Origin of the sequence: Aeromicrobium erythreum (genome assembly GCF_001509405.1) — a bacterium.
GTDB lineage: Bacteria > Actinomycetota > Actinomycetes > Propionibacteriales > Nocardioidaceae > Aeromicrobium > Aeromicrobium erythreum.
Genome location: NZ_CP011502.1, coordinates 1085298 through 1110315, shown reverse-complemented (window position 1 = coordinate 1110315; position 25018 = coordinate 1085298). Strand labels below are relative to the sequence as shown.

Here is a 25018-nt window from a genome sequence, read left to right as displayed (position 1 = left end):
AAGGAGAACTGCGAGGCGACCCGCCGCGAGGCGGGTGGTGCAGGTGTTACTGGTGTGACTCTAAGCCATCACGGTCACACGTCAAGGTACTTGCGGGTCATCACGAGTGTCGGGACGAGCGCGAGGAGCATGGCGAGGACGGTCGTGTAGCCCATGACGGCAGCCGCCTCCTGCCACCTAATCCAGGTGGTCAGCTCCCCCAGCTGCGTGCGCAGGTAGCCGTAGACGACGAACGACATGAACGCGGCCAGGCCTCCTGCCGCCAATGCCGCCGACACCAGCGCCGCGAGCAGCGACTCGAGCACGAACGGCAGCTGGATGTGCCAGCTGGAGGCGCCGACCAGACGCATGATGCCGATCTCGCGACGCCGGGCGTAGGCCGTCATGCGGATGGTGTTCGACACCTGCAGGATCGCCGCGACGATGAGCAGCAGCGACGTGGCCAGCGCGGCCCACCGCATCTTGTCGAGGATCTCGAACAGCGGTCCGAGCAGCTTCTTCAGCGACTGCACGTTGCCGACGCCGTCCATGCCCGAGACCTGGCTGACGAGACCGTCGAACTGCTGCGGATCCTTCAGGGTGACGAAGTAGGACTCGGGGAAGTCCGACGGCTCGACGGTGTCGAGCTGGGCCTTGCCGGAGTCGGTCTGGCCGAGCAGCTCACGGGCCTTGTCGTAGTTCTCCTGCGGGCTGCGGACGTCGTAGGACTTGACCTCGGGGTTCGTCGACAGCGCCTCACGGACGGCTGCGGTCTGGTCCTTCGTCGCGGCACCGCCGACGCACGTGGGCGCCGTGGAGTTGTCGGTGCACAGGTTGACCTGCACCTGCAGCCGGTCGCCGTAGAACTGCTCGGTGCGGTCGGCCTGGCTCTGCAGCAGCAGGCCGAGCGCCGCCAGCAGCAGCGAGACGGTCATCGTGACGACCAACGAGATGGTCATGGACGTGTTGCGGGACAGGCTCGCGCGGAGCTCGCTCAGGATGGTGCGCACAGGATCGCCTCAGGACTGGTAGCCGTAGATGCCGCGGGCCTCGTCGCGCACGACGCGCCCCTCGTCGAGCTCGATGACGCGCTTGCGCATCTGGTCGACGATCGAGGAGTCGTGGGTGGCCATGACGACGGTGGTGTCGGTGCGGTTGATGCGGTCGAGCAGCTTCATGATGCCGACGCTGGTGGTGGGGTCGAGGTTGCCGGTGGGCTCGTCGGCGATGAGGATCATCGGCCGGTTGACGAACGCGCGGGCGATGGCGACGCGCTGCTGCTCGCCGCCGGACAGCTCGTCGGGCATGCGGTGGCCCTTGCCCTCCAGCCCCACCATCTCGAGCGTCTCGGGCACCAGCTGGTCGATCTCGGAGCGCGAGCGGCCGATGACCTGCAGCGCGAACGCGACGTTCTCGTGGACGGTCTTGTTGGGCAGGAGGCGGAAGTCCTGGAAGACCGTGCCCACCTGGCGGCGCAGCTTCGGCACCTTCCAGGACGAGAGCTTGTTGATCTCCTTGCCGGCCACGTGCACGCGCCCTGACGTCGGCCGCGCCTCGCGCAGGACGAGACGCAGGAACGTCGACTTGCCCGACCCCGAGGATCCGACGAGGAAGACGAACTCCCCCTTCTCGATCTCCAGGTCGACGGCGTCCAGCGCAGGACGCTTCTGGCCCGGGTAGGTCTTGGTGACCTTGTCGAAGCGAATCACCCGACGAGTCTAGGCACGCGGGTCCACGTCCCCGTGCAGACTCGCCCGCGCTCGGTAGCGTGACGGCATGCTCCCCCGCCTGCCCGACCCGCGCCGTCTGCCGGACCTGGTCGAGGCGGCCGCCTCGCTGCTGCCGCGGGCCGTGGGACTGCTCGACTCGGCCGAGGACCTGGTGCGCCGCGCGCACCGGCTGGTCGACGACATCGACGCCACCCGCAAGGCGGCGGACGCCGTCGTCGTGCGCACCGCGGGCACGGTGGCCAGCGTCGAGCCGACCCTCGCGCGGGCGCAGGGCCTGCTCGACACGTTCGGACCGATCCTCGACGACCTCGGTCCGTCGATCGAGCGGCTGGCCCCCACGCTGCAGCGCATCTCCGAGACCACGTCGCCCGACGAGATCGAGGCGCTGGTGGGCCTCATCGACCACCTGCCGATGCTCGTGGAGAAGCTCGAGACCGACATCGTCCCGATCCTGGAGGACATGAAGAACGTCGGACCCGACATCCACGCGCTCCTCGACACCGCGACGGACCTCGCGGGCATGCTCGAGAAGGTGCCCGGCCTGAACCGACGTCGCAGCAAGACTCGACCCGACTGACGCGCTGCGCTGGAAGGTGGAGGGTCTCGACGAGCTCGACGCCCGCCGCAGCCTCACACCCACCGGCCTGAGCCTGCTCGGGCTGGTGCACCACACAGCCGTGTGCGCGTGCGAGTACTTCGGGGTGGTGTTCGACCGTCCGTTCCCCGAGCCGACGCCCGACGTCGACGCCGACCCCCACGCCGACTTCGTGGTGCCGGCCGAGGTCAGCCTCGCGGAGGCGCTCGGCTACGTGGACCGCGCGTGGGCGCACGCCGACGCGACGATCGACGCGCTCGACCTCGACGCGACCGGGGTCGTGCCATGGTGGACCGCCCCGCGCGACGTGGTGACGCTGCGGCGCGTGCTGGTGCACATGGTCGCCGAGGCGCACCGACACGCCGGTCACGCCGACGTGCTCCGCGAGCGCCTCGACGGTCTGGCCGGGCTGCGGCCCGACGCCACGAACCTGCCCGACGACGTCACCTGGCACCATCACGTGGCGCGCGTCGACCGTACGGCACGCGAGGCCGCCGAACGATCCGCCTGAGGCGCGAGACCTCCTGGACCGCGGGGCGTCACGACGCACCCGCCGGGGGACGAGAAGGTAGGTATGCCTTACCTTGATCGCCATGGTCGATCCCTCCGCCCCGCAGCTGCGCGGCACCGGCGTCGTCGCCGGGTACCGACGCGCGACGGTGGTGCACGGCGTCGACGTGACGTTGCGCGCCGGGTGCGTCACCGCCCTGATCGGCCCGAACGGGTCCGGCAAGTCGACGCTGCTGCGTTCCCTGGCACATCTGCACACCCCCGCAGCGGGTCATGTCGAGCTCGGTGACGGCACCCGCCTCGCCGACCTCTCCGGCCGCGAGGTGGCGCAGCGACTGACGCTGCTGTCCCAGTCGCGCAGCGTGCCCGGCGGCGTGTCGGTGCGCGAGGTCGTCGAGTACGGCCGGCACCCGCACCGCGGACGCTGGGGTGCGGGCGACCCCGACGGACCCGCCGTCGTGGAGCGCGTGATGGCCCTGTGCGGCGTCGACGAGCTCGCCGACCGCGCCGTCGACACCCTCTCCGGCGGACAGCTGCAGCGCGTCTGGCTCGCCAGCTGCCTCGCCCAGGACACACCGGTGCTCCTGCTCGATGAACCCACCACGTTCCTCGACCTGCGCTACCAGGTCGAGCTGCTCGACACCGTGCGTGACCTGGCCGACCAGCACGGCATCGCGGTCGGCATCGTCCTGCACGACCTCGACCAGGCCGCCGCCATCGCCGACGAGGTCGTGCTGCTCGTCGACGGTCGCGTCGCCGCCTCCGGCCCCCCGGCCGAGGTGCTCACCGCCGAGCGGCTCACCACCGCCTACGGCATCCGGGTCGACGTCCACGTCGACCCGTCCACCGGCCACGTCCGCACCCGCGCCGTCGCCCGCCACCACTCCCGCACCCTCACCCCCCAGGAGATCCCGTGACGTCCATCCGCCTGCCCCTCGTGGCAGCCACTGCGATCCTCGCTACCGCCCTCGCCGCCTGCGGCACCACCGAGGAGGCGTCCGACGGCTCTTCGGAGTCGACCGGCGCGACCATCACCCTCACCGACTCGCGCGGCAAGGAGATCACCCTCGACGGTCCGGCCAAGCGCGTCGCCGCGACCGAGTGGAACGCCGCCGAGTACCTCGTCTCCCTCGGCGTCGAGCCGGTCGGCGTCGCCGACGTGAAGGGCTTCGAGACCTGGGACAGCGCCGTGGAGCTGCCCGAGGACGTCACCGACATCGGCACGCGCGGCGAGCCGAGCCTCGACACGCTCGCGTCGCTCGACCTCGACGCGCTGATCGTCACCGACGGCCTCACCGGCGACGCCGTGAAGCAGATCGAGAAGACGATCCCCGTCATCGTGCTGCCCGGCGGCAAGGCCGGCGAGCAGATCGACCAGATGTTCGCCAACGTCGACCTCGTCGCGAAGGCCACCGGCACCGAGGACGAGGCCAAGAAGCTCCGCGAGGACTTCGACGACAAGCTCGCCGAGACCAAGGAGGCCGTGGCCGACTCCGACCTCGCCGGCACCACCGTCGCGCTCGCCGACGCCTACGAGAACGGTGGCTCGGTGACGGTCCGCCCGTACACGCCGACGTCGCAGCTCGGCACCATCGTGGGCGAGCTCGGCCTCAAGAACGCGTGGGCCGACGTGCAGGGGCTGGAGCCCGACGCCGCCTACGGCCTCGCGCAGACCGACGTCGAGGGTCTCACGAAGCTGCCCGACGACGTGCGCTTCTGGTACTTCTCCAACGACACCGAGACCGACCCCTTCCGCGTCACGCTGAAGGACAACACGGTCTGGACGTCGCTGCCGTTCGTCGAGGGCGGCGACGTCACCCGTCTGCCCGACCGCATCTGGATGTTCGGCGGACCGGCCTCGATGGACCAGTTCCTCGACGCCGTGCAGGACCTGGCCGGCTGACCCCCGCCCACATGACCCTCACCACCGAGCGTCCCGGCGTCGAGGAGCAGGGCTCCTCGGCGCCGGTGGCGGCACCGATGTCCGCGGTGCGGCTCACCGCCGTCAGCGCGACGCTGCTGCTCCTCATCGCCCTCGTGGCGGCGGTGCACGTGGTGCAGGGCACAGCCGCCGTGGGCCCGGCCGAGCTGTGGGGCTGGCTGACCGGGTCGACCGACGGCCAGGCCGCCGCCGTGGTCGTCGAGTCGCGGCTTCCTCGGCTCGCGGCGGGTGTCGTCGTCGGGCTGAGCCTCGGCGTGGCCGGAGCGGTCATGCAGTCCGTGGCCCGCAACGTGCTGGCCTCACCCGACACCCTCGCGGTGAACTCCGGGGCGTTCCTCGCGGTCACCGTGGGCGCGACCGTCGGCCTGCCGTCGGCGCTCGGCGGCGACCTCGTGCTCGCGTTCGTCGGCGGGCTGCTCGCCGCGCTGCTCGTGTTCGCGCTGGCCGGCACCGAGTACGGCACGGTGCGCCTGGTGCTCGCCGGCACCGTCATCTCGATGGGCCTCGCGTCGATCTCGACGATGCTCATCATCCTCAACCCGATCGAGGGCGTCGGGCTCCAGGCGTGGGAGGCCGGAACCCTCACGCAGAACGGCCTCAGCACGGTGCGCCTGATGACGCCGCTCGTGGCCGTCGTGCTGGCGCTGGTGCTGCTGCACGCGCGGCGACTCGACCTCATGGCCCTCGGCGACGACGAGGCGCGCTCCCTCGGCGTGCCGGTGCGGCGCACCCAGCTGACGGTGCTGCTGCTCGCCGTGCTGCTGTCCGCGGTGGCCGTGACCCTCGTCGGCCCGATCGGGTTCGTGGGTCTCGTGGCACCCGCGCTGGTGCGCCTCGGCACGTCCCGCGTCGCCGGTCTGCACCGCCACCGGGCCCTCGTCCCGCTCTCGGGGCTCACTGGTGTGCTCGTGGTGCTCGGCGCCGACGTGGCAGTGCGTGCCGTGATGGGCTCTCAGCGGGCCGTACAGGTGCCCACCGGCGTGGCGACGACGCTGCTCGGTGCCGCCGTGCTGCTGGGCTTCGCACTGCGGCTGCGCGCCTCGCGACTCGACGAGGGCGGCAACGCGCTCGACGTCCGCGGTCTCGGCGTGCGCCGCCCGCTGCTGCTCGTCGGCGCGCTGGTCGTGATGCTGGCCGTGGTCGCCGGTGCGTCGATGCTCGTCGGCGACCGGATGTTCCTCGTGGGCGACCTGATCAACTGGCTTGCCGGGCGCGGCGGCCCGGTGACGTCGAGCGTCATGGACGCCCGCGCACCGCGCGTGCTGGCCGCTGCCCTCGCCGGGGTCGCGCTCGCCGTGTCCGGCGCGATCATCCAGGGCGTCACCCGCAACCCCCTCGCCGACCCGACGCTGCTCGGGGTCTCCGGCGGCGCCTCCGTCGGCGCCGTGCTGGTGGTCACCGCTGCGCCGGCGGCGAGCTACTGGGCCATCTCCGGCGCCAGCGCCGTCGGTGCGGTCGTGGCGGCGACGCTCGTGTTCGGACTCGCTGCGCGCAGCGGGTTCGCGACCGACCGGCTGGTGCTGCTCGGCGTGGGGGTGGCGTATGGAGCGATCGCCCTGGTGACCGTGCTCATCGTCGCGACCGACCCGTTCAACGCTTCCAAGGCCCTCACCTGGCTGTCGGGCTCCACCTACGGCCGGGCGTACGAGCACCTCGTGCCGCTCGTCGTCGCCTGCGCCGTGCTGCTGCCGGTGTGCGTCGCCGGCGCACGGCGCCTCGACCTGCTCTCCGTCGACGAGGACACGCCGCGCGTGCTGGGCGTCGACCCCGCCCGCTCCCGCCTGCTGCTGCTCGGCTGCGGCACGCTGCTCGCCGCCGCGGCGGTCTCGGTGATCGGCGTGGTCGGGTTCGTCGGGCTGGTGGCACCGCACGCGGCCCGCGCCCTCGTGGGCCGGCGGCACCGCCTGGTGCTGCCGGTCGCGGCCCTGCTCGGTGCCGTGCTGCTGAGCCTGTCAGACCTGCTGGGACGCACGGTCATCGCCCCGACGCAGCTGTCGGCCAGCCTGCTCACGGCCGCCATCGGCACGCCGTACTTCCTGTACCTGCTGCACCGCTCGCGCCGCAGCGGATGAACCGGCCTGGCCGACCCGTCAGGGTCGGTCAGGCGGTGGCCTCGGCCTCCTGGCCGCGGCGCCAGCGGATGCCCGCCTCGATGAAGTCGTCGATCTCGCCGTCGAGCACGGCCTGGGTCTGGCCCGTCTCGTGCTCGGTGCGCAGGTCCTTGACCATCTGGTACGGGTTGAGCACGTAGTTGCGCATCTGGTCGCCCCACGTGGCCTGCACGTCGCCGCGCAGCGAGTCGAGGTGGGCGCGCTCCTCGGCCTTCTTGAGGGCGAGCAGCTTGGCCTTGAGGATCACCATGGCGCTGGCCTTGTTCTGCAGCTGGCTCTTCTCGTTCTGGCAGCTGACCACGACGCCCGTCGGGATGTGCGTCAGTCGCACGGCGGAGTCGGTCGTGTTGACGCTCTGGCCGCCGGGACCCGACGAGCGGTACACGTCGACGCGGATCTCCTCGTCGGGCACGTCGATCTCGTCGGTCTGCTCCAGCACGGGCACGACCTCGATCGCCGCGAACGACGTCTGGCGCCGGCCCTGGTTGTCGAACGGGGAGATGCGCACGAGGCGGTGGGTACCCGACTCCACCGACAGCGTGCCGTAGGCGTAGGGCGCCTTGACGGCAAACGTCGTCGACTTGATGCCGGCCTCCTCGGCGTAGGAGGTGTCGTAGACCTCCACTGGGTAGCCGTGGCGCTCGGCCCAGCGCGTGTACATGCGCTGCAGCATCATCGCGAAGTCGGCCGCGTCGACGCCGCCGGCACCGGAGCGGATGGTCACGAGGGCCTCGCGCTCGTCGTACTCGCCCGACAGCAGCGTGCGGACCTCGAGCGACTCGACGGCCTGCTGCAGCTTGGTCAGCTCGGACTCCGCCTCGGCGAGGGAGTCGGCGTCGCCCTCCTCCTGTGCGAGCTCGACGAGGACCTCGAGGTCCTCGATCCGGCCGCGCAGCCCCTGCACGCGCTCCAGCTGCGCCTGCAGCGTCGACAGACGACCGGTGACGCGCTGCGCGTTCGCCTGATCGTCCCAGAGGTCCGGCGCGCCGACCTGCTCCTGGAGCTCGTCGATCTCGCGCTGCATCGCGTCGAGGTCGAGCACCTTCTCGATGGAGGTCAGGGTCGCGCCGAGCTCCTTGATCTGCTCGGGGAAGTCGGTGGCCACCTGTCGAGGTTACCGGCCCTGTGGTGGGATCGAGACCGTGGCGTGCCTGTTCTGCAAGATCGTCGCCGGCGACGAGCCGGCCGAGGTGGTGCTGGAGGACGAGCACGTGCTCGGCTTCCTCGACGTGCGGCCCGTGTTCAAGGGGCACACGCTGCTCGTGCCGCGCGAGCACGTGGACACCCTGCTCGAGCTGCCGGAGCCGATGACCGTGCCGCTGTTCGCGGCGGCCCGCCGGGCTGCCGCCGCGATGTCGAGCGAGCTGGGCGCGCAGGGCACGTTCGTGGCGATGAACAACGTGGTCTCCCAGAGCGTGCCGCACCTGCACGTGCACGTCGTGCCGCGCACGAAGGGCGACGGCCTGCGCGGCTTCTTCTGGCCGCGCACCCGCTACGCCGACGGCGAGGCGCGCGAGTACCGCGACCGCCTGCGTCACGCGCTCGTCGACTGATCGTCACCGCCGGGGGCTTGCGTCACGACGCCGACTCGGGTTGGCATGGGACCCATGAACACATCGGGGAACCAGAAAGCACCTGTCCTGCGACGGCTCGTCGTCCTCCTGACCGGCGCCCTGCTCGGGCTCGGCAGCGTGGTCGGCGTCGCGTCGTCCGCCTCGGCCGTGACCCAGGCGCAGGCCGAGTCGGCCTTCCGCTCCGCCGGCATCACGTGGTCGTCGTCGGGAGGCTGCACCACCCGCAGCAACCCGTCGTGCACGTCGTTCGAGGGCCTGCGCCAGACCAGCGTCGACGGTGCACGCACGCTCAAGTCGGCCAGCGGCTGCGCGCTCAACATCACGGGCGGCACCGAGGTCGGCCACGCGTCCGGGACGTACTCGCACTACAACGGCTACAAGCTCGACTTCAGCCTGTCGAGCTGCCTCACGTCGTACGTGACGAACACGTTCACGTACGTCGGCACCCGCAGCGACGGCGCGCAGCTGTACCGCTCCGCCTCGGGCAACGAGTACGCGAAGGAAGGCAGCCACTGGGACGTCACCTTCTTCACCTGCGGCGGCTGCTGACGTCGCACCGACCCGTCCACCTCACGACGACGCCCACCCCGAGGTCGGGGTGGGCGTCGTCGTGTCTGCGTCGGTCGGTCGCCGGGGCCCGGTCGACGAGCTCAGTCGTTCGAGACGCCGAACCCGGCGACGGCGACGCGCGTGGCGTCGGCGACGAGGTCGTCGTCGGCCTCGGCGTCCTGGTCGTCCTTGGACGACATGATGGCGATGACGATCGGGGCGCCCTCCGCGCGGCGCAGGATCGCGATGTCGTTGCGGGTGCCGTACTTGGCCGCCCCGGTCTTGTCGGCGACCTCCCACGTGTCGGGGACGCCCGCGCGGATGAGGTCGTCGCCGGTGGTGTTGCGCACCATGAGGTCGGTGAGGAAGGCGCGCGCGTAGCCGTCGTTCACGTCCTTCTCGCCGTCGGCCGCCGGGAGCGTGAGCCGGCGCAGGTCGGTGGCGAGCGCCTCGGGCGTGGTGGTGTCGCGGTCGTCGCCGGGCGTGGCCTCGTTGAGGTCGGGCTCGATGCGCGACACCTTCGTCGTGCGGTCGCCGATCTCGCGCAGCACGCCCTGCAGCTCCTCAGGACCGCCGAGCAGGTCGAACAGCAGGTTGCCGGCGGTGTTGTCGCTGTACCGGACGGCCGCGTCGGCGACCTCGCGCACGGTGAGCTCGGTCTGCCCGGCCTCGAGCGCCTTCTCGACCTGCGGGGAGAAGTCGACGAGGTCGTCCTCGCTGATCTGCACGGTCTGGTCGAGCACGGAGCGGGGCTTCTCGTGCATGAGCGCGCCGACCGCGATCGCCTTGATCGTCGACGCGTACGCGAACCGCTCCCCCGCCCGGTGCTCCACGACCTGGCCGGTGCCGGTGTCGATCGCGTAGACGCCGAGCCGCGCGTCGTACTCCTGCTCCAGGTCGGCGAAGTCGGCCGAGAAGGTGGGCGACGCGGTGGGCGTGGAGGTGGCGCCGGGGTCGGCGCTGCTCCCTCCGCCGGTGCACCCGGCGAGCAGCAGGGCGGTGGCGACCACGGGCAGCAGCAGGCGACGCATGGCCCCTATTCGACCATCCCCGTCCACACGGAGGTGTCTGGGTGGCCCGCGGCGGGTACGCCTCCGGCCACCACGACGTGCGGCACCGCGCGTCGGGACCCACGAGGAGCCGCCATGTTCACCCACCAGAAGCCGTTGCAGTTCACGGCCCGCCCCGACGCACCCGATCCCGCGTTCGCCCGCCGCTTCCAGGAGGTGCTGGGCGGCAAGTGGGGCGAGATGACCGTCGCCATGCAGTACCTCTACCAGGGCTGGAACTGTCGGCTGCCCGGCAAGTACAAGGACATGCTGATGTCGATCGGCACCGAGGAGCTGAGCCACGTCGAGATGATCACGACGATGATCGACCAGCTGCTCGACAAGGCGCCGCCGATGGCGCCGGACGACACGACGGGCTCGACGCAGGCGAGCGAGTTCGGGCAGCAGAACCCGCAGCAGACGATCGTCAACGGCGGCGGCGCCTACCCGCACGACAGCAACGGCGTGCCGTGGTCGGGTGCGTTCGTCACGGCGAGCGGCAACCTGATGGCCGACTTCCACCTGAACGTGACGGCCGAGATGCAGGGTCGCCTGCAGGTGGCGCGCCTGTTCCACATGACCGACGACCAGGGCGTGAAGGACCTGATCCGCTTCCTGGTGACGCGCGACCACATGCACCAGATGCAGTGGCTCTCGGCGATCGAGGAGCTGAAGGCCGACGGGCTCGACGGCGTGCCGACACCCGAGGCGTTCCCGCTGGAGGAGGAGTTCGACGAGTTCTCGCACACCTTCATCCAGGCGAGCGACGGCGAGGCGGCGACGGAGGGGTCGTGGGCCTCGGGTCCTGCACCCGACGGTCGGGGCGACTTCCGCTCAGCGCTGATCGAGGCGCACGGGCAGATCCCCGAGCTGGCTCCGGGCGACCCGCGTCTGTACGGGACGCAGGAGCTGCAGGAGACGAAGGGGCTCATCGACAAGGCGAAGGACGCGCTGTCGTGAGCCCGGTCGCGTACGCACGGCAGGTGCCGACCGCGCCCGCGGTGTCGCGCGGCGTCGCCCGCCTCGTCGTCTTCGTGGCGGCGTGGTGGGCGGTGCTGGCGGTCACGGCGGCGGGAGGTCGATGGTGATCACGCTCGACGTCGCACCCGGTGTCCACCGGGTGGAGCACGCGTCGACCTGCTGCTACCTCGTCGAGGACGACACCCACCGGGGTGGCGTCCTCGTCGACGGCGGCCTGCCCGGGTGCCGGCCGCTGGTCGAGCAGCTGCTCTGGCAGCGCAGGATGAGCTGGGAGTCGCTGGAGGCCGTGGTGCTCACGCACGCGCACTTCGACCACCTGGGCGTGTGCGCCGCGGCCGAGCGGCGCGGCGTGCACACGTGGGTGCACACGGGTGACGGGCCGATCGCGCAGCGCCCGTACCGCTACCGCCCGGGGAGGCCGCGGCTGCTCTACCCGGTGCTGCACCCCGGCTCGTGGCGCCACCTGGCCGCGATGGTGCGGGCGGGTGCCCTGAACGTCGAGGGGCTCGACAGTCCTGTGCTCGTCCAGGACGAGCACACGCTGCTCCCGGGCGGTCTGTGCGCGGTGCCCACGCCGGGCCACACCGACGGCCACGTGGCCTTCCACCTGCCCGACCGTGGCGTCGTGCTCACCGGCGACGCCCTGGTGACCCTCGACCCGTACACCGGACGTCGCGGGCCGCGCGTCGTCGCGCGCGCCGGCACCCGTGACCGCGACCGTGCGCTCGCCTCGCTCGACGCCATCGCCGAGACCGACGCCGACGTCGTGCTGCCCGGCCACGGCGAGCCCTTCGTCGACGGCGCCCGCGCCGCGGCCTCGATGGCCCGCATCGCCGGTGCCGCCTGACCCGCACGCCCTGACCTGCCCTGTCCTGCCCCTGACCAGCACCGAGAGGTACCACCGTGTCCGAGAACCACCATCTGTCCAGCACCGGCCCGCGCCCCGACGAGGACCCCGTCGTCCTCGCCCGCGGGGCAGCCCTCCTCTTCGGTGCCGTGTTCCTCCTCGTCGGCGTCCTGGGCTTCGTCCCGGGCGTCACGACCGACCTCGACCAGCTGAGCGGCAGCGGCCACCACAGCGGCGCGGAGCTGTTCGGTGTGTTCCAGGTGTCGGTGCTGCACAACCTCGTGCACGTGCTGTTCGGCCTGCTCGGCCTCGCGGCGGCCCTCCGCCCCCGCCTCGCTCCCGCCTACCTCGTGGGCAGCGGCATCGTCTACGCCGCGTTGACGGTCTACGGCCTCATGGTCGACCACACGTCCGACGCCAACGTCGTCCCGCTCGACACCGCCGACACCTGGCTGCACGCCATCCTCGCCGCCGCCCTGCTGCTCATCGGCTTCGCCGTCGGCTCGGCGCTGCGGCGGAAGGGGCAGTACACGCGCTGAGAGCCGTCAGCGTCTGACTTTCGACGCCCCTCCCCCTCACCACGCGTTCATGTCGAGGTGAGGTCGAGGTGGGACCCAGCGTCTCTGCCTCGTCGGACATCCACCGGTGCGCACGACGAAGTGCTCGGACGGAGTCGGGGATGTACCGGCGCGTCGCCCGGCTCTCGTCCGTCCGTATGGCCGCAGCGCGGAATCACGCGGTGCCTCGACGTGGCGTCCTTCCCTACCTCTAGCGTGCACAACACGAGACCCGGACGCATCGCGACTACGGCAGCATCAGCTCGGCTGGCGGCGATGCGGGCGTCTGGTCCGCAGCACGAGAGGTCCAGACCGCTTCGAAGGGCACGGCGCATGCATGGATGGGGATCGGACCCACGATCTGAAGGCGCCAGGCGTGGAGGCCCAGCCCCACGGATCTCATCCACACCTTTCCGGACGACTCGCATTCGCCTTCGCCTCCAGCGACTCGATCATCGACAGGGCCGTGGCGTGAGAGTGATCCTGACTGCGGGCACCTTGCTGCTCGCGTCCATGGCGCTCGCGTCGTGCACGAACGCCAGGTCTCCCACCACTTCTGACGGAGCCAGCGCCTCGAGGAGCTCCCAGACACGTCCCGAGCTCGGAGCAGCCGAACCGCTCAGCAAGCCGATCACGTCGACTCAGGTGTCAAAGGCGCTCTTCGGAACCGCGTCCAGGGAGAAGGTCGAACGTGCCGCGAGGACCGCTAGCAACGACCACGTCTCCGCCGAAGAATTCGCCCTGGCGCTGAGCCAGTCCGTCATGGACGTGCGTGACGCCGTGGACATGCGTTCCCTTCTCGCAGACGTCGGATGCGACGCGTTGAGTGTGCGGACGCGTAGCGCCCTGATCGGCGAGGTCGAGGAGCAACAACGGTCCGGCCTCGGTCGCTACTGGTCAACCGATCAGACCATGTGGGTCAGGAGCCAGGCCGAGGATCCGGGTTTCGCAGTGGAGATCGCCGGCGTCGTGCACATCGCCGACGGTTCGTACACAGGCTGGAACACGTACCGCGTGGACGTCGAGCGATCGCCCGGGGGATGGTGCGTGTCGGAGGTCTCCGCGCAGCCCATCTTGCCGAAATACCCGGCTGCGCCCCGGGAGAAAGCCGATCTGAGGGAAGCGCTGGTGGGCGACGGCTGGCGAGCCGTTCGGCCATGACGTGACGTTCTCACCTGAAAGTCATGCTCCTCAGCGTTCTCACCGCCTACCTGCAAGTCGCGCATCCGTGACGTGCTGAGCACGCTCCAGCTCCGTCTCGCTCGGACCCGGTCGATGGCACAGGTGCGCCCGACCATCTGGACTGTTGGAGAGCGGTACACCGAAGCGCCGCTGTCTCGGCTCACCTCAGCGGCCGGATGTCAAGCCGTCTTCAGAAGATCGTTCGAACGCTTCTGCCCGCGGCTCCTCCCATGGGTTGATCGACGCACACACCGTCGACGCTCCCAGGGGGGACACATCATGTTCAGTTCGCGACGCCGCCGCAGGCAACGCACCACCACCGGTCTCGGCCTCGCCGCTCTGTCAGCCGTCACGATCGCCGCGCTGCTCGCGGCGGCTCCGGCGTCCGCCGCGGACGAGCCGGCCACGCCCGAGGGTCGGGGCATCGCGTTGCCCAACGGGTACGAGTCGCTCGGGGACCTGCCGTCGGTGCAGGCCGAGAAGCCGCTCAACGACGCCCTCGACGCCCTGCACGCGCTCTACGCCGAGAAGTACCTCGCCGGTGGAGCCGGCGCCGCGACCGCGCGGGCGGACGGTGAGCCGTCGCTCGACGAGCGGATCGTCGCGGCACGCGCGGAGGTCGAGCGCGTCGCCGGGCGCCCGTACTCGGAGATCGAGCCCGAGCCCGACTTCTCCGCCGACGCGTCGACCACGTCCGACTCCGGTGCCAGCGTGATGGCAGCGGCGACGCAGAAGGCGCTCCCCGTGCGCCACTCCACCCAGCGCACCTCCTACTACTGCGGGCCGGCGTCCGTCGCGATGGCGATCCGCGCGTCGTGCAGCGCCTGCGAGCGGAGCCGCTACAACTCCTCCGACACCATCTCCCAGACGACGCTGGCCTCGTCCCGCTACCTCGCGACCACCACGAGCGGCACGAACATGTCGCGCATCCCGCTCACGCTCAACCGGTGGGCCGGCTTCGCGTCCCGCCTCGTCTCGAGCCCGTCAGCGGCCTCGATCAAGAGCGGCGTCGTGAACTCGATCGGCGTCTACAACCGCGCCGTCGTGTACGGGACGCGGGAGCTGGCCGGGGCGGGCAACCCGCACTACAACTACCACTACACGACCTTCACGATCGACCACCTGATCATGGGCTACGGCTACTCCGGCTCGGGCGACAGGCTCGCCTACGCGGACCCGGTCGCAGGCCGGTGGACGAACACAGGCCAGTCGAAGGCTCCGCAGAAGACCAACGCGATGCGGAACACGAGCATGCGCATCTTCACCCAGCCGTGGGGCGTCGTCCTGTGACCTCTGCGCGCAAGGCCGCCGCCATCGCCTCGGCGATGGCGGCGGTCGTACTCGGCACGACGTCCTGCACGACGACGAAGGAGCCCGAGCCCCAGCGTCAGTTCGCGCTCTCTCCCGCGCCACCGTCGTTCACGGAGGGCGACGACTACACCGTGAGCTCGCGCATCCCGACGGTCCTGGACGGACAGCAGGTTGTCTACTTCGACCGCACCGATGGTCGGCTGATCATGTCCCTCTCGGGAACCTCCAAGTCGGGTCAGCCCTCCGAGGACGACCCTCGCGGAGGTGCACTGATATCCGTCGACCCAAAGACCAACGAGGTCACAGAGCTTGCCCGTCACGGGAAGCCGGGGGCCCCGCGCTACATCGTCGACGTCGCCGTTGCCGGCAAGACCGTGGTCTGGGTCGAGACCACGCAGGGAAACTATGACGCCATGCCGTGGCGGTTGTACGCGCTGAATCTCGAGACGGGAGAGGAGAAGGAGCTCGCGTCCTACCAGCAGCTCGGCATCAAGGACCCGCCCTGGCCGTCACCCGACGCCATCCGGCCGCAGGTCGTGGGCGACGACGTCTACGTCGTCGCGGTCGATCGGGTGGACGACCAGCAGAACGTCGTCCAGACCTCCGCCTACCGCGTCCCGCTGACGGGCGGCAGGCTCGAGAAGGTCGTGCCGAAGGCGACCGGTGCCTGGGCCGCGGGACGCCAGCTCGACGTCCTCCTCGACAGCACGCTCGCACGCTGGGACCCGGACCGTGGATCCTCCGGAGAGGTCACCGACGCAGGGATGCCGGCGGACTGCGGCGCCTTCGCCACGAAGGGTGTCCGCGTCGCCTGCACGACGGCCGACGGCCGCCGCCGTCTGACGGTCGAGTCGACCGAGCACGGTCGCTTCACCGTGAACCTCGGCAAGAACACGGTCGGCTACCTCAACGGCACCAGCGACTGGATCAGCTTCTCCACCGGCGACCGCGCCTTCCTCCTCGACCTGCGACGCGGGAAGCTGTTCTCCCTCCCGGGCAGCAACGACACCGGCTCGAACCGTCTCAGTGGCAGCAGCTTCATCTACGTCAAGCAGACGTCCAGCCCGGACGCCATGCGGCTGGTGACGCTCGTGAACGGAGACCGTTAAATGGGTTTCGACCTCTTGACGCACCCTCAGGAGCGCAGGCAACCGAGCGCAGACGCAGCCGCGGTGGTCTTCTTCCCATGCAAAGACAAGGCCGACGTATCCCTCCGCTGCAGTACGGCGGGCGCCGTCGTGCCATTGATTCACTCGAGGTTGTGACTCTCGCGCGGAAGGCGGAGACCTGAGAAACGGCGAGCGGCGGGCACCATCTATCGATATCCCGCCGCTCACCGTTTCGAGTACCTGTCACTCGGGCGCAACAGCCGGGATTCCTTCCCAGATGTACTTCGTGCTCGACCGACTAGCGGAGTAGAGCCGCTTCTTGAAGGTGGCTGAGACGACGACCTTCAACTTGGCGTTGCCGTACTTCCTGGGAATCGACCAGCGCCAGACGTTCTCAGTCGTGTTTCTCGCCGTGATGGTCCGAGAGTAGATCTGGGAGTACTTGTTGGCCCCTGTCTGCGCCAGGACTCTCCCGGTCGCGGTGATGGTTCGCATCTGAGAGTTGGACTTTGCGGCGAAGGTGATGCTCTTCGCGTAGTTCGTGCACGCCGGTGGGGTGTAGCACTTCTGGGCACGCGTGTGGCTCGAATTTGTCCATGTTTTGATAGCTGCTTCAGCGGGAACTGTGGTCCCTACAGCAAGGAGGATCGAAGCCAACGCAATCACGCAGAACTTGAATGTCTTACTCATACCTCGACGTTAAGCACAGGTCCCGAGCCTCGACAAGAGTCAGGTGCGACTCTTCGGAGGCATGAACCACATCGCCACCGCACCCGCAGCGCACACGCCCGCTATTGATGCTTCCCTCTGCGCTACAGCGATGACGGCGCCGACGATGCACATGCCTATGACGATACGCCGCACGCGCGCCGCGTCCCAGGTCTTCACGAAGTCCACACTAACTGAGCAGACATCGATTTTTCCGCTGCTGACTGAGCTCGGTGGTGCGTTCACGCCAGCCTGACAGAGGTCGCCGCTTGAACGCTGTTCGATCCCACTCCGCCAACTCGCGCACCTGCGACGACGCCTCCGCCGACACGCGCGTGCGGGCGGGCCAGCCGGGTGGGGTGAGGGGAAGGGCGACGACGCGCTCCAGGCGCACCGTGACCGTCCCGTCCACGACACCCACCTGCACGGCGGACACCTCCTCGCCTGCCAGATAGTCACCGACCAGCGCCCGCGCCGACGCCGCGTCGAGCTCGACCCGCTGCTCGGCGTAGAAGGCAGCCTCGTCGAGACCGTCGGCTGCGGCCAGCGCAGCACCGTCAGCCAGGTTCGCCACCTCCTGACGCTGCAGGTAGGCCGCCGTCGCATTCACCACCACCGCCAGCAGCAGCGCGACCAGCACCAGGAACCCGATCGTCATCACCGTCACGCTGCCCCGCTCGTCCGCACGCGTCATCGACCCTCCCGGAACGACCCGTACGGCTCGACGTGGGAGGACTCGACCGCGACCCCACCCACCTGGTCCCCCAGCACCGACGGCGTCAGCGGCAGCGGCTGCACCGTGCTCACCGAGACCCGCACCGACGAACCCGGCTGCAGGCACGACGACGGCGTTGGCAGGCACACCACCTCCACGTCGGCACGGACCCGCTGGTCGCCCAACGCCACGGCTGCCGCGCGCTGCGCCCGCTGAGCCGCCGTCACCGTGTCCGGCGCCTGCACGTACGCCCGCGCCGCCGCCTTGCTCGCCGACGACACCGCGTACGCGGCCCGCTGCGCGTCGGACACCGCGATCATCACGTACACGAACGGCACCAGCAGCAGAATCGTCAGCCACACCAGCTCCACCGGCGCCGACCCCCGCTCGTCCCTCACGGCTCCGCCTGCACCAGCGCCCGCCCGCGCATGTCGAGCGGCGGCCCCGAGTGCCGTCGAAGTGGCGCGTTGGACGCCGGGCGGCGCTTCGCCTGGACCACGTTCTATCGACAGATGCGACCTCGCACGAACAGCGATCGACGCGGGCGAGGCGTATCCGATAGCGCACCCGACAGTGATCCGCGGTGCCTTGCGCGGCTCCGCTCGGTTGTGTGGATGCTCTTCTCCCCCGACTCTTCGCTCGAGCGCCAGCAGCGCGGTCTTCGGGCCGGACACGAGTCGCACAGGCGCTACGCGCAGTATCTCAACTCCGGGCCGCCCGGTGCGGACGCTGTCACGCTCGCGATTGCCTTAACGGAGATGACAAGCCGCCGCGACGCGATCCACGCTCAATGGCGGGCGACGGTCGACATGACGGCTCGTGAGGTTCCTTCGGAAACGAAGATCGTCGACTCGGCCATCGACTACACGTTCGGCGACCCAGCGAAGATCGAGTCCGCCAAGGCCATCTGGCGAACCCATAGTGGCGACGCACACGGACTAGCCTGGCCGATGTTCCCTCGGCTGTCCACAACGACTCTCTCCATCGGAAAAGTTGTAGGCGCTCTCCCGGACCGATGGCCGGAAACACATCGGGAGGCGACCTATAGGAGGTGGCTGAGTCATACATCGCTTGCTACCAACTGCTCCGCCGTGGATGGAGTCGTTTCGATCAACGAGCCGAAGCGCCTTAATGACCGGAAACAATTCGACCACCCCTGTGCAGCCAGACCAGCTCAGTACGAATTCTCACGAAGAGCCTCTCGGCGAAGGCCACCCCGAGGAACTCCGCGAGTTCGCAAGCTCGGTCCAGCTCGTCCAGTCGAGATAACGTCCGGCCACGTGCGCGCTAGCCGGCAACGGCTAGCGCGCACGCGGCCGGCACCAATCAGCTGGCAGACTTTTCGACATCCGCGTTGACTAATTCATGAACGGTCATCTCCGGGCGTAGTGCCGCCGAGAATTGCAGCCCCTGCACGTAGCGCTCCATGAAATCCCAGTCAGGCTCGCCGCCAGTAGCCACGGGCAACCGAATCACGGTCCGCTTCATACGGGCCAAGGTCCACTTGTATCCATAAGTGAAGCGGCTGCGCTGATGCTTGATGATGCTCGCGACGAAGAGTTGCACCCACCGGTTCATCGGCACCTTGGGATAAAGCACGTTCACGTCGTCTGACGCAACAAACGGCTCCGGCTGGTAGAAGGCATAACCCACACTGTTTCCGTTGTATACCACCGTCATGACTCCGGCCGGGTGCAAAGGGTCAAGGTCGCAGTAGTCAGTGATGCCGTTGTTTTTTTCAGACGCGCCGACGAACGGCGTATCTCCGGGCACCCGGGAAGCCTTCGTGAAGCGCTTCCCCTTTTTCACATCAAAAAGCGCATCAAGTCGAAAATCAGCCCAGCCGGTGCCAGTCGGGTCCGTAAGAGTTACCGACGCACCCGCAGCCCTCGCCAAACCTTCGTGCGTTGGCACCTTCAACGTGTGCACCCAATCTGGCAGCGTGGCCGGGACCTCAAGACTTGCGAGCGTTCGGTTCGCCTGCCTGCCGTAGGAGAATCGGTAACGGTTCTCCCAGATACAGCGCGCCCACCAGAGTTTCTCAACTGTACTCATGGCCGCGTCCTTCGGCGACAGAATCATGACGTGGAAGCCGGTCACGAATTCTTCGGGCTGGACGAAGGTTGAGAGGACGCCGTTTCCTGAGAGTGCGACAGTCAACTCCCCCACTTTGCCGAGGTCATTGCCCGCATAGGCCACGCGAGCAGTAACCCCATTGTTCCCCATGGCCCGCGATACGAAATTGACTCCCTCGGGGGAATGGACGTGCTTTAGACCATTCAACTCGAGAGAATGTCCATACCGCATGTCAAAAATGTTGTCGAGTCGCTGAGTGCTAATCGTCATCGGCGGTTTCCGCGGGCTGAGAGCCCTTGAGTACGAAGAGAGCGTGGTCAAGCAGAACGCGCTCGAGGTCGCGCTGACTAAGGTTCGAGTAGTCCGTCTCCATGAATGCCTCGGCCACCCACTCATCTTTCGCCGTGACCGTCGCCGTTACGGACTCTCCTGGGTGCACTTCACGATTTCGCCAGGAACTAATCCAGCGGTCACGAATACCCGGCCACGTGTGATGGCGGTCGACTCGACCCAAGTTCTTGATTTTAACAAACCCGTCTTCTCGCCAGTAGCCAAACCAGGATTTCTTGTTAGCGACGTTGTGCGGCACTCCGGCGGTGAATACCATGATGCACGCAATGGCACCGACCGGCGTGAACAATTCGGGTGGCATCGACATTACGGCTTCAAGCGTGTGCTTGTTCAGAATGGTTTGTTTCTCGACCGACGCAGCCGTCGCACAGGAGACCGGCACGATCGCGACACCTGTCCCACCCTTCTCCAACATGTCCAGCATGTTGTCAACGAAGCGAAGTTCGGACAGGTCGGCCTTGGACTTCGCGTATGGCGGATTGATTAGACCGACATTCGGACGAAGAATCCTCCCGGATGAATCCTTGTGCTTCTTTACGGCGTTTATGTTGGGCGTGTCGAAACACGAGCCCTGATAGAGATTTGCCTTCCCGTCGCCTCGAAGAATCATATTCGAGACAGCCAGAGCGTACATGCTCGGACGCTGCTCAATACCAATGAGACGGTCCTTCTTGATGGAGGTGATCTCCGCCTCCGTCGTCGCGGTTTTCGTCATCTGCATCATCGCCGAGATGAGAAACGAGCCAGTTCCTGCGCACGGGTCAACTACGACCGAGTTCTTGTTGACGTTGGCGATGAGAGCAAATAGTTCGGCAACGTGCTTTGGCGTCAGCACAATGCCGAGTTTCCCGTCACCACCGCTATACTTCAGGAATTCCCCATAAAACCGACCGACAACGTCGTAGTCGTGATACACGGTCATGAATGGAAGGACGCGGTCGGCCAAGAGACGAACGATCTCCGACAACAAGCCCTTAGGATATGCGTGCGTGGACTTGGAGAGTTCGGGCTGTACCTCAATTGCCGTGAATGGCTGAGTCATATTGTTGACTTTGGACACCGGAATCTTCGCCTTCGATACTTCATCCTTAATGGTCCGCATCCAGAAATCGGGCAGGTCCCTGGCCGGGTAAGCATCGTATGTCCTCGCAAACACATCGTTGCTGAGCGCGATGAGAGTGCCAGCGACGGCGAGCGGCTTCTCTTGCTCGCTCATCTCGGCCTCGTTGCGCATGAACTCATGCATCTGTTGGGAGAAAAGGATGAGGTCGCGCTCGCGTCGCTGATGAACCATCGGGTCGAACGATGCCGCGCGAATGAGGTCGTCCATGGGGATGAGCGAGTCGACCTCTGCGCCGGACGGAGCTACGAGCACCTTGGGCTGGGTCTCTCCCTTGGGCATCAGGAAGAAGGACCACAAGTTGCTGCTGCGAGTGCCCGAGACGGCGATCGCAATAACCGTGTAGCGGGGAGACAGAAAACGGGCGTAGTGCAGGACGCCGTCGACAGCGAAATCGACGGGCTTGTCACGGTTGGCGGACTCGTGCTTGGCGGTGTCGGCCTTGCACTCGACAAGAACGACGATGTCCGGCGTGTCGGGAGAGGTAACGATGAACTCCGGGTATCCGGCCCGTCCCTTCCCGGTCTTTGACGCCTTGGACAGAGCCTCCCGGATAGCCTTCACGACGGACTGCTGCTTCTCGACAACGATCGCGTCTTCGTCGTCGTAGTAGCCGAGCGCCCGCATTGCCGCATCGACCATGTCCTCTGTAACCCGCTCATTCGCCACTCGCTTACCTTTTCACGCGTCCGCCGGACGCTGCAGGCTGCCCCGCCGGTCTCCCGCCGCCAGACAAAGCCTCCTGTTTGGGCCGGGCAGGACGAGGGAGATGACGGGGATCCTGAATGATGATCTCCTTGCGACCGCCGGACTTCAGCAGCTGGCGGCGGGCGGACGCCCCCACGTCCGCAGCCTGCGCGCGCAGCACGCGCAGCACCCGATCGAGCCCGGCCACGACGACCAGCAGCAGCCCGACCGCCGCCGCGGCTCCCGCTGCCGCTCCGAGGAGAGTGGCCGTCATGCCAGCACCCGCCGTTCCTCCGGCAGCCGACCGAGCCACAGCATGAGCCGGTAGGCCACGACGCACACCACCGCGCCGCCCACCAGCACGAGCGCGCCCGTGCCCGTCGCGTACCGCGCGACGACCTCCGGCTGCAGACTCATCGCGGCCAGCACCACCCACGGGGCCGCGACGGCGAGGCGGGCTGCGTTGACCGTCCACGACTGGCGCGCCTCCAGCTCGCCCCGCGTCCGACCCTCCTCGCGCAGGAAGCCGGACAGCGCGCGCAGCATCCGGCCGAGGTCGCCACCGCCCACGTCGCGAGCGATCCGCAACGCCTCCACGACGCGGTCGCCGGTGGGATCGGCCAGACGCTGCTTCAACCGGTCGAGCGCGATGTCGAAGCGCCCCGTCGACTGGTAGTCGCGGCCGAACCGCGCGAACGGCTCGCGCAGACCCTCCGGCCCCCGCTCCCCCAGCTGCACGACCGCCTCGGGCAGCGAGAGCCCCGCCCGCACGGCCGACGCGAGGTTGTCGACGGCGTCGGGCCACAGGTCGGCGTGCTCGCGTGCCCGACGTCGGGCGCGTCCCCGCAGCGTCGCCACGGGCAGCAGCGCCGCGAGCGTCCCGAGGACGAGACCGATGACCAGTACCCGCATCACCATCTACCCCATCGGTCCGGGCAACGCCCGCGCTTACGACCCAGAATCCGTCACGATCGCATGCGATTCTCGCTGACCGCATACTCGTCTTCGGTCTCCGAATCGAACGCAACTTCGTCGGGGAACTCAAAGCCGGGCTCGAGCGCGGGATACCTCTCCAAGAAGTCGAATGGAGCGGTCTTCGATTGGCGTGCCGCGTCCATGGCGTCGATCGTCGGGGACGTAACCTCTTTGGCTACTAGCGCTCCCCACGTCTTCTGCGAAGATTCAGCGATCCGCCGGAAGCCGTCGCGAGCCAGAAAGGGCGGCAACACGAGCAAGGTCAGCGCCAGAGGGGACCAGTTCCAACCAAGCAGGGCGATGAAGAGAGTCAGCGGCCAAAAGATCGAGAGACGGAACTCGCCCTCCACCTTCAGGCGGTCAATCTCCGCGTAAAGCTCGGGGTGCCGCATCTGGATTCGCGTCTCCACCGCCGGTTGTTCCCGCAGCACTTCGTTTACGAACGCTTCGGCCAGCATGTTCACGGTCTCATTGCCTTCGTAGAGACTCGGAGTGCGCCCGTCGCCCGCGATCGAGCTCGCGAGACAGTAACCCTCGAAGCCGGTCGGCGTCATGCAACCACCCAGGAAGGAGCGCATGACCGGCGCTCGGCCGCGCTCCATCTCAGACTGGAACTCGTTCCGCAACCACCCCTCAACTGCACTTGGGAATTCTTGACCCGCGACGCACCGATGGATGGTCGCCTTGAACCATGAAGGACACAGCCGCCACAGGATCCAAATTGGCCGATGCCGCCACCTTGCCGGCTTTGTTGAGACTTGGACGCGTTCCAGCTTGGACTTCAGCCACTTGTGAATCAACTCACCGCGTCGTCCGAAGGGGGACGTCCTGACCAGGAGCAAACTGCCTAGAAGATAGGCGACCAGAGTGGCCGCGCCAACCCAGATAGAAGGAGGCAACTCCAACTCCCCCAGGCCGAGATCAGAGACGAACTCCCGCGTGGACTGGCTCTCCAAAACGGAGCTTCCGAACAGGAGCCACGCGCACGCGGCGTACAGCAGACCAGTGACCAAGGGCGTTCGGAACTCACGAACACCAGGTAGGAGAGCTGAAAGCACGGCACCACACTATCCGCCGCGACTGACAGCACGTCGAGCTAGAACCCGTCCTCGTGAACAGGACGGATCACATTCATCTACGCGCTATCGGAGTGCGGCGAGGTAGTCGTCCCGCAGAGCTGAGGGCGCTCGGGAAGAAGGCTCGGATGCCAAGTCACTTCGTCTGTCTGGCCGACGTGGCAATGGCCAACCGCAAACTCTACGATCCCGAATCGATCCAACTACGCTTGGCAAGAATAGGAGTTAAAACCCCGTCACGGGCCCCGCACCCGCCCTACAATCTGGCATGGCGTCTCTGACACAAAAGCAGATGGAGAGCGCGGCCAACAAGTTCGTCGACGACAGTCAACCGGCGCGCACGGTGGCAAGCAGCATCACCAGCAGCGATGCCGATCGATCGGAAAAGTGTCGCGAAGCGCAGAACGCTCTGAGGTCGGCGGTACAGTCAGCCGACAGCGCGCTGCTCACCGGTGCCGTCATCAACCGTCTGAACAAGGTCTCCCAGGGCAAACGGGTAACCGGCGTCTGGGCTACAGAAGCGCAAGACAGCCTTCGCGCGTCTGTCCTTTTCGGGGGCGCAGGGCTGGACAGAGCGTTGAAGGGACTTGTCGAGGACACTATCCCGGAACTGATGACCTTCGACCCTGCGGTGAGCAAGAAGCTCCGAGACCACAGTGCGAATTCGATCACTGTCGGCCAGTCCGTGGATCCTAACCAGTTGATCGATCTGCTCCTCCACGAAGGCACCTCCCCCCGTGACGTGCTGATGAAGGGATGGATTTCCTCCCTAACCTCCTCAAGCGCTCAGTCTGCGGAGCGGGTCGAAGAACTAGCCAGCGCTCTCGGCGTTACTGACGCGACTCTTCGCCAACGCATCGCGCCTGCGAAGAAGGGTGGCCGTAAGACTCCACTGCAACTCGCTTTTGCCGCGCGCAACCAGATCGCTCACGAACTGGACATCACTCAGCCCGAGGCCGAGATCCGCAGACCCCTAGAACAGATCCGGAGACGCCGCGCCGGTGCGGAGATGACCGACCACGTGATCGAGATGCTCGACGTCGCTCAATTGATAATCAACGACGTCGCGACCCGCCTCTCGAAACACACAGGTGCGGTGACCTGAGTCCTCGCGGAGGCCAAGGCGATCACATCGCACCAACTTTCTCGCTGATCGTCTCGACCCACCTCGGACTTGTCTTCGTCGTGATTTCGTACGAAACTCCTCGACCTTCGGGTCGTCGAGGCACCGCTGCAACGATCCAAGCCCGGCCACGTCGGCCACGATCCCGCCGACCACCCGGT

General features: G+C 67.9%; 27 protein-coding genes. 15 read left to right on the top strand and 12 right to left on the bottom strand.

Annotated elements, in window-relative coordinates; genetic code table 11:
- Positions 1 to 74 precede the first annotated feature (74 nt).
- Both ftsX and ftsE read right to left on the bottom strand, forming a co-directional pair.
- A complete protein-coding gene (ftsX, locus tag Aeryth_RS05275) occupies positions 75 to 989 on the bottom strand; it encodes a permease-like cell division protein FtsX (protein WP_067855597.1) in 915 nt (304 codons plus the stop codon).
- A gap of 9 nt (positions 990 to 998) precedes the next feature.
- A complete protein-coding gene (gene ftsE / locus Aeryth_RS05270; protein ID WP_067855594.1) occupies positions 999 to 1688 on the bottom strand; it encodes a cell division ATP-binding protein FtsE in 690 nt (229 codons plus the stop codon).
- A 67-nt stretch (positions 1689 to 1755) separates the two neighbouring features.
- On the opposite strand from ftsE, the gene Aeryth_RS05265 reads away from it, so the two are divergent.
- From Aeryth_RS05265 to Aeryth_RS05245, 5 genes are all read left to right on the top strand, one after another.
- Positions 1756 to 2286, top strand: a complete 531-nt coding sequence (locus Aeryth_RS05265) for a hypothetical protein (protein WP_067855591.1) — start codon at positions 1756 to 1758, stop codon at positions 2284 to 2286.
- A 4-nt stretch (positions 2287 to 2290) separates the two neighbouring features.
- On the top strand, positions 2291 to 2815 hold the full coding sequence (locus tag Aeryth_RS05260; RefSeq protein ID WP_067855588.1) for a DinB family protein: 525 nt from the start codon (positions 2291 to 2293) through the stop codon (positions 2813 to 2815).
- Between the two features lie 82 nt (positions 2816 to 2897).
- Positions 2898 to 3731, top strand: a complete 834-nt coding sequence (locus tag Aeryth_RS05255; RefSeq protein WP_144433679.1) for an ABC transporter ATP-binding protein — start codon at positions 2898 to 2900, stop codon at positions 3729 to 3731.
- The gene (locus tag Aeryth_RS05250) at positions 3728 to 4717 is read left to right on the top strand and encodes an ABC transporter substrate-binding protein (RefSeq protein ID WP_236749824.1); all 990 of its coding nucleotides are present in this window, start codon (positions 3728 to 3730) and stop codon (positions 4715 to 4717) included. Before Aeryth_RS05255 ends, Aeryth_RS05250 begins: the two co-directional genes overlap by 4 nt.
- An 11-nt stretch (positions 4718 to 4728) precedes the next feature.
- Positions 4729 to 6828, top strand: coding sequence for an iron ABC transporter permease (locus Aeryth_RS05245; protein ID WP_067855584.1), 2100 nt, complete (start codon positions 4729 to 4731; stop codon positions 6826 to 6828).
- Positions 6829 to 6856: 28 nt separating this feature from the next.
- Here Aeryth_RS05245 and prfB read toward each other — a convergent pair whose 3' ends face one another.
- Positions 6857 to 7972 (bottom strand): peptide chain release factor 2, encoded by a 1116-nt coding sequence (prfB, locus tag Aeryth_RS05240; protein WP_067855581.1) that lies wholly within the window; start codon positions 7970 to 7972, stop codon positions 6857 to 6859.
- A 37-nt stretch (positions 7973 to 8009) separates the two neighbouring features.
- Here prfB and Aeryth_RS05235 point away from each other — a divergent pair, with 37 nt between their 5' ends.
- Both Aeryth_RS05235 and Aeryth_RS05230 read left to right on the top strand, forming a co-directional pair.
- A complete protein-coding gene (locus Aeryth_RS05235) occupies positions 8010 to 8420 on the top strand; it encodes an HIT family protein (RefSeq protein ID WP_067855578.1) in 411 nt (136 codons plus the stop codon).
- A 54-nt stretch (positions 8421 to 8474) separates the two neighbouring features.
- Positions 8475 to 8990: a hypothetical protein gene (locus Aeryth_RS05230; RefSeq protein WP_067855575.1), complete on the top strand. Its 516-nt coding sequence runs from the start codon at positions 8475 to 8477 to the stop codon at positions 8988 to 8990.
- 101 nt (positions 8991 to 9091) lie between these two features.
- Here Aeryth_RS05230 and bla read toward each other — a convergent pair whose 3' ends face one another.
- Positions 9092 to 10021 (bottom strand): class A beta-lactamase, encoded by a 930-nt coding sequence (gene bla, locus Aeryth_RS05225; RefSeq protein ID WP_083516272.1) that lies wholly within the window; start codon positions 10019 to 10021, stop codon positions 9092 to 9094.
- A gap of 114 nt (positions 10022 to 10135) precedes the next feature.
- On the opposite strand from bla, the gene Aeryth_RS05220 reads away from it, so the two are divergent.
- The 7 genes from Aeryth_RS05220 to Aeryth_RS05195 all read left to right on the top strand — a co-directional run bounded on the left by Aeryth_RS05220 (position 10136) and on the right by Aeryth_RS05195 (position 16026).
- On the top strand, positions 10136 to 10999 hold the full coding sequence (locus tag Aeryth_RS05220; protein WP_067855572.1) for a manganese catalase: 864 nt from the start codon (positions 10136 to 10138) through the stop codon (positions 10997 to 10999).
- Positions 10996 to 11127, top strand: coding sequence for a hypothetical protein (locus Aeryth_RS18455; protein ID WP_257721385.1), 132 nt, complete (start codon positions 10996 to 10998; stop codon positions 11125 to 11127). Before Aeryth_RS05220 ends, Aeryth_RS18455 begins: the two co-directional genes overlap by 4 nt.
- Positions 11121 to 11867: an MBL fold metallo-hydrolase gene (locus Aeryth_RS05215; protein WP_067855569.1), complete on the top strand. Its 747-nt coding sequence runs from the start codon at positions 11121 to 11123 to the stop codon at positions 11865 to 11867. Before Aeryth_RS18455 ends, Aeryth_RS05215 begins: the two co-directional genes overlap by 7 nt.
- 56 nt (positions 11868 to 11923) lie before the next feature.
- Positions 11924 to 12406 carry a DUF4383 domain-containing protein gene (locus Aeryth_RS05210; RefSeq protein ID WP_236749823.1) on the top strand — a complete coding sequence of 161 codons (483 nt, stop codon included), beginning with the start codon at positions 11924 to 11926 and terminating at the stop codon, positions 12404 to 12406.
- Between the two features lie 489 nt (positions 12407 to 12895).
- Entirely contained in the window at positions 12896 to 13585 is a 690-nt protein-coding gene (locus tag Aeryth_RS05205; protein WP_144433678.1) for a hypothetical protein, read from the top strand.
- A gap of 300 nt (positions 13586 to 13885) precedes the next feature.
- Positions 13886 to 14896, top strand: coding sequence for a C39 family peptidase (locus tag Aeryth_RS05200; protein WP_067855563.1), 1011 nt, complete (start codon positions 13886 to 13888; stop codon positions 14894 to 14896).
- Positions 14893 to 16026, top strand: coding sequence for a hypothetical protein (locus Aeryth_RS05195; RefSeq protein ID WP_067855560.1), 1134 nt, complete (start codon positions 14893 to 14895; stop codon positions 16024 to 16026). Before Aeryth_RS05200 ends, Aeryth_RS05195 begins: the two co-directional genes overlap by 4 nt.
- 243 nt (positions 16027 to 16269) lie before the next feature.
- Here the strand turns inward: Aeryth_RS05195 and Aeryth_RS17605 are convergent, their stop codons facing one another.
- The 8 genes from Aeryth_RS17605 to Aeryth_RS05160 all read right to left on the bottom strand — a co-directional run bounded on the left by Aeryth_RS17605 (position 16270) and on the right by Aeryth_RS05160 (position 23212).
- On the bottom strand, positions 16270 to 16716 hold the full coding sequence (locus Aeryth_RS17605) for a hypothetical protein (protein ID WP_144433677.1): 447 nt from the start codon (positions 16714 to 16716) through the stop codon (positions 16270 to 16272).
- Positions 16717 to 16924: 208 nt separating this feature from the next.
- Positions 16925 to 17428 carry a pilus assembly protein TadG-related protein gene (locus Aeryth_RS05190; RefSeq protein WP_067855557.1) on the bottom strand — a complete coding sequence of 168 codons (504 nt, stop codon included), beginning with the start codon at positions 17426 to 17428 and terminating at the stop codon, positions 16925 to 16927.
- Positions 17425 to 17847: a hypothetical protein gene (locus Aeryth_RS05185; protein WP_144433676.1), complete on the bottom strand. Its 423-nt coding sequence runs from the start codon at positions 17845 to 17847 to the stop codon at positions 17425 to 17427. The genes Aeryth_RS05190 and Aeryth_RS05185 overlap by 4 nt, the downstream gene beginning before the upstream one ends.
- A 928-nt stretch (positions 17848 to 18775) precedes the next feature.
- Complete coding sequence (locus Aeryth_RS05180; protein ID WP_202967708.1) at positions 18776 to 19648, bottom strand: restriction endonuclease subunit S; 873 nt, start codon at positions 19646 to 19648, stop codon at positions 18776 to 18778.
- A gap of 136 nt (positions 19649 to 19784) precedes the next feature.
- Positions 19785 to 21665, bottom strand: a complete 1881-nt coding sequence (locus Aeryth_RS05175; RefSeq protein WP_083516271.1) for an HsdM family class I SAM-dependent methyltransferase — start codon at positions 21663 to 21665, stop codon at positions 19785 to 19787.
- A gap of 4 nt (positions 21666 to 21669) precedes the next feature.
- On the bottom strand, positions 21670 to 21957 hold the full coding sequence (locus Aeryth_RS05170) for a hypothetical protein (protein ID WP_067855545.1): 288 nt from the start codon (positions 21955 to 21957) through the stop codon (positions 21670 to 21672).
- Entirely contained in the window at positions 21954 to 22601 is a 648-nt protein-coding gene (locus tag Aeryth_RS05165; RefSeq protein ID WP_067855542.1) for a type II secretion system F family protein, read from the bottom strand. The genes Aeryth_RS05170 and Aeryth_RS05165 overlap by 4 nt, the downstream gene beginning before the upstream one ends.
- A 47-nt stretch (positions 22602 to 22648) precedes the next feature.
- Positions 22649 to 23212 (bottom strand): hypothetical protein, encoded by a 564-nt coding sequence (locus Aeryth_RS05160; RefSeq protein ID WP_144433675.1) that lies wholly within the window; start codon positions 23210 to 23212, stop codon positions 22649 to 22651.
- A 790-nt stretch (positions 23213 to 24002) separates the two neighbouring features.
- Here Aeryth_RS05160 and Aeryth_RS05155 point away from each other — a divergent pair.
- Complete coding sequence (locus Aeryth_RS05155) at positions 24003 to 24839, top strand: hypothetical protein (protein WP_067855536.1); 837 nt, start codon at positions 24003 to 24005, stop codon at positions 24837 to 24839.
- Positions 24840 to 25018 lie beyond the last annotated feature (179 nt).

What these genes read in the sequence shown, in the direction of transcription:
- Aeryth_RS05215 (WP_067855569.1), top strand. Translation starts at nt 11,121, where the DNA reads ATGGTGATCACGCTCGACGTCGCACCCGGTGTCCACCGGGTGGAGCAC.
- bla (WP_083516272.1), bottom strand. Translation starts at nt 10,021, where the DNA reads ATGCGTCGCCTGCTGCTGCCCGTGGTCGCCACCGCCCTGCTGCTCGCC.
- Aeryth_RS05265 (WP_067855591.1), top strand. Translation starts at nt 1,756, where the DNA reads ATGCTCCCCCGCCTGCCCGACCCGCGCCGTCTGCCGGACCTGGTCGAG.
- Aeryth_RS05190 (WP_067855557.1), bottom strand. Translation starts at nt 17,428, where the DNA reads ATGACGCGTGCGGACGAGCGGGGCAGCGTGACGGTGATGACGATCGGG.
- Aeryth_RS05155 (WP_067855536.1), top strand. Translation starts at nt 24,003, where the DNA reads ATGGCGTCTCTGACACAAAAGCAGATGGAGAGCGCGGCCAACAAGTTC.
- Aeryth_RS05165 (WP_067855542.1), bottom strand. Translation starts at nt 22,601, where the DNA reads ATGGTGATGCGGGTACTGGTCATCGGTCTCGTCCTCGGGACGCTCGCG.
- Aeryth_RS05255 (WP_144433679.1), top strand. Translation starts at nt 2,898, where the DNA reads ATGGTCGATCCCTCCGCCCCGCAGCTGCGCGGCACCGGCGTCGTCGCC.
- Aeryth_RS05160 (WP_144433675.1), bottom strand. Translation starts at nt 23,212, where the DNA reads ATGACGCCGACCGGCTTCGAGGGTTACTGTCTCGCGAGCTCGATCGCG.
- Aeryth_RS05245 (WP_067855584.1), top strand. Translation starts at nt 4,729, where the DNA reads ATGACCCTCACCACCGAGCGTCCCGGCGTCGAGGAGCAGGGCTCCTCG.
- Aeryth_RS05200 (WP_067855563.1), top strand. Translation starts at nt 13,886, where the DNA reads ATGTTCAGTTCGCGACGCCGCCGCAGGCAACGCACCACCACCGGTCTC.
- Aeryth_RS05170 (WP_067855545.1), bottom strand. Translation starts at nt 21,957, where the DNA reads ATGACGGCCACTCTCCTCGGAGCGGCAGCGGGAGCCGCGGCGGCGGTC.
- Aeryth_RS05230 (WP_067855575.1), top strand. Translation starts at nt 8,475, where the DNA reads ATGAACACATCGGGGAACCAGAAAGCACCTGTCCTGCGACGGCTCGTC.
- Aeryth_RS05220 (WP_067855572.1), top strand. Translation starts at nt 10,136, where the DNA reads ATGTTCACCCACCAGAAGCCGTTGCAGTTCACGGCCCGCCCCGACGCA.
- Aeryth_RS17605 (WP_144433677.1), bottom strand. Translation starts at nt 16,716, where the DNA reads ATGAGTAAGACATTCAAGTTCTGCGTGATTGCGTTGGCTTCGATCCTC.